This is a genomic window from Streptomyces sp. MZ04 (assembly GCF_004684775.1).
Classification (GTDB): Bacteria; Actinomycetota; Actinomycetes; order Streptomycetales; family Streptomycetaceae; genus Streptomyces.
Map to the genome: position 1 here is coordinate 1 of NZ_SRIC01000501.1, position 2707 is coordinate 2707.

At 70.8% G+C, this 2707-nt stretch carries 3 protein-coding genes; 2 read left to right on the top strand and 1 reads right to left on the bottom strand.

Going from position 1 to position 2707, the window contains the following annotated elements:
- Positions 1 to 54: 54 nt before the first annotated feature.
- Both E2651_RS42460 and E2651_RS42465 read left to right on the top strand, forming a co-directional pair.
- Positions 55 to 1683, top strand: a complete 1629-nt coding sequence (locus E2651_RS42460; RefSeq protein WP_135336605.1) for an alpha-L-fucosidase — start codon at positions 55 to 57, stop codon at positions 1681 to 1683.
- A 73-nt stretch (positions 1684 to 1756) separates the two neighbouring features.
- Positions 1757 to 2155, top strand: coding sequence for a nuclear transport factor 2 family protein (locus tag E2651_RS42465; RefSeq protein ID WP_135336606.1), 399 nt, complete (start codon positions 1757 to 1759; stop codon positions 2153 to 2155).
- A gap of 25 nt (positions 2156 to 2180) precedes the next feature.
- Here the strand turns inward: E2651_RS42465 and E2651_RS42470 are convergent, their stop codons facing one another.
- Entirely contained in the window at positions 2181 to 2654 is a 474-nt protein-coding gene (locus E2651_RS42470) for a hypothetical protein (RefSeq protein WP_135336607.1), read from the bottom strand.
- Positions 2655 to 2707 lie beyond the last annotated feature (53 nt).

The window sequence follows — 2707 nt, forward strand, 5'->3', positions numbered from 1 at the left end:
GACCACCCCCGACCGATCCCGGCCCGCGAACCCCCGAGGGAGACCCGCACCCCCATGACCGTCAGCAGACGCATCTTCATGGCTGCCGCCGTCGCCACGGCAGCCGTCGCCGCGTCGAGCACCTCGCTCGCGTCGGCCGCCGCGACCCGCCCCGGTGGCGCCGAACCGCCGTACCGCATCCCGATCGGCCCCGACGACACTCCGGACGAGGTCGTCGCCAAAGCCTCCCAAGTCCGGCCCACGGAACGGCAGATCGCCTGGCAGCGCCTGGAGCAGACCGCGTTCCTGCACTTCGGCGTGAACACCTTCACCGGCCTCGAATGGGGCACGGGCGACGAGGACCCGAACGTCTTCCAGCCGTCGGGCCTCGACACCGACCAGTGGGCGCGGGCCCTGCGCGACGGCGGATTCAAGCTCGCCATCCTCACCGTCAAGCACCACGACGGCTTCTTGCTCTACCCCTCGCGCTACACCAAACACAGTGTGGTCGGCAGCAGTTGGCAGGGCGGCAAGGGCGACGTCCTGCGCTCGTTCGCCGACTCGCTGCGCCGGCACGGCATCAAGGTGGGCGTCTACATCTCGCCCGCCGACGAGAACCAGTACCTCGACGGTGTCTACGCCAACGGCAGCAAGCGCTCGGCCCGCACCATCCCCACCCTCACCGCCGACGACGACCGGACGGGCGACGGCCTCCGCGAGTTCACGCTCGACGCCACCGACTACGGCGCCCACATGCTCAACCAGCTCTACGAAGTGCTCACCGAGTACGGGGCCGTCGACGAGGTGTGGTTCGACGGGGCGCAGGGCCGCATCCCGCCGGACAAGGTGGAGACGTACGACTGGGACAGCTGGTACGCGCTGATCCGCGCCCTCGCCCCGGGCGCCACGATGGCCGTGCGCGGCCCCGATGTGCGGTGGGTCGGCAACGAGGGCGGGCTCGCGCGGGAGAACGAGTGGAGCGTCGTCCCGGTCAAGGACTCCGGCAACGGCAGCATCGACTACGCCCTGAAGTACGACGCGCCCGACCAGGGCAGCAGGGAGGCGCTGGCCGAGGCGCGGGCGGTCGCCCAGTACGTGCAGTGGTGGCCCGCGGAGTGCGATGTGTCGATCCGGCCCGGCTGGTTCTACCACGAGGACCAACAGCCCAAGTCCGTCGAGCAGTTGACGGACATCTGGTTCCGCTCGGTGGGCCGGAACTCGGTGCTGCTCCTGAACATCCCGCCGGACAAGCGGGGTCTGCTGCCCGACGCGGATGTGGCGCGGCTGCGGGAGTTCCGCGAGCGGATCGGGCGCGAGCTGCCCGAGGACCTGGCACGCGGTGCGCGGGTGCGGGGGGACGGCCGCCGTCCGTCGTACGCGGTGGACGGCGACCCCGACACGGCTTGGGAGTGCCCGGCACCCGCGCGCGGCACGCTGACCGTCGACCTGGGCCGGGAGCAGGAGGTCGACCGGATTCGCCTGGGTGAGGACATCCGGCGGGGACAGCAGCTGGAGCGGGCGGTCATCGAGGCACGGGTGGCCGGATCGGAGTGGTCCCTGGTGACGGAGGTCGCCACGGTCGGCGGGAGCCGGGTGCTGACGCTCGCCTCGCCGGTGCGGGCACGGGAATGGCGGCTTCGAGTGACGGGGTCGCGCAGTGCGGTGGCGCTGGCGGAGTTCGGGTTGTACCGGTCGCGGGTGTAGCGCGGTCCTGAACACCGTCTCCGGCCGGCGGCGTTGCTTCTGGTCGGAAACCGCACGGTGTTACCGTCCCGCCATGTCCAAGCATGAGATAGACACCCTGACCGCCGACTTCTTCGGTGCCTTCGACAACCGGGGCGGCAAGGCCGCCGACGTCGCCCGGATCCGGCGGCTGATGCTGCCCGGTGGCGTGATCGTCGTGACAGGCCCGGACTTCAGGGCGTACTCGGTCGAGGAGTTCGTCGAGCCGCGCGAGCAGCTCCTGAAGGACGGCCGTCTTGTCGAGTTCAGCGAGTGGGAGACGTCCGAACGGACCGACATCGTGGGTGACATCGCGTCGCGGTTCGGTGAGTACGCCAAATCCGGGATCTTGGACGGGGAGGCGTTCGAGGGCGGCGGGACCAAGACGTTCCAGTTCGTCCGGACCTCGGAGGGCTGGCGGATCGCGGCGTTCTCCTGGTACGACGCGCCCTGACCGGAGCGGCTACTGCGGGGGCCGCCTACTGCCAGGCGACCTTGCCGTCGCGCACCATCAGCGGCTCTGGCCGTTCCTCCTCGTAGAACCTGGTCCATCCGACGAGGACACCGGCCGGGCCGGAGCCGTCGTGCCGCTGGTGGTGGTCACCGGCTTTCCCCGCAAGCCAGGTGAGGAGTTCGCCCAGGCGGTCGCAGTCGTCCGGGTGGAACTCCTGCCGGGCTGTCAGCGCCCAGCCCGTGTCGCGCCGGACCAGCACGGAGGCGAGGGCTCCGCCGACCTTCCACGCCGCGCCCTGGTGGCCCAGGAGCGGTTGGGGGTCGTCCTCCGTGACGAGCTCGCCCTGGTCGTCCTCGACGACGACCGGGAACGCGCGCACGATCGTCAGCCGCTTCGGCTGCGGACCAAGCCCCAAGTGCCAGCGCAGCTCGGCGATCTCCGCCTCGGAGATGTCGTCACGCAGGTCGATCGCCATCGAGATTTCGTAGATGTCAGCCATGGCGGCAGCGTACGTGCGGGGGGTGACAGGGGGCTTCGCGGCCGGGCTGGGGC

What these genes read in the sequence shown, in the direction of transcription:
- E2651_RS42465 (WP_135336606.1), top strand. Translation starts at nt 1,757, where the DNA reads ATGTCCAAGCATGAGATAGACACCCTGACCGCCGACTTCTTCGGTGCC.
- E2651_RS42470 (WP_135336607.1), bottom strand. Translation starts at nt 2,654, where the DNA reads ATGGCTGACATCTACGAAATCTCGATGGCGATCGACCTGCGTGACGAC.
- E2651_RS42460 (WP_135336605.1), top strand. Translation starts at nt 55, where the DNA reads ATGACCGTCAGCAGACGCATCTTCATGGCTGCCGCCGTCGCCACGGCA.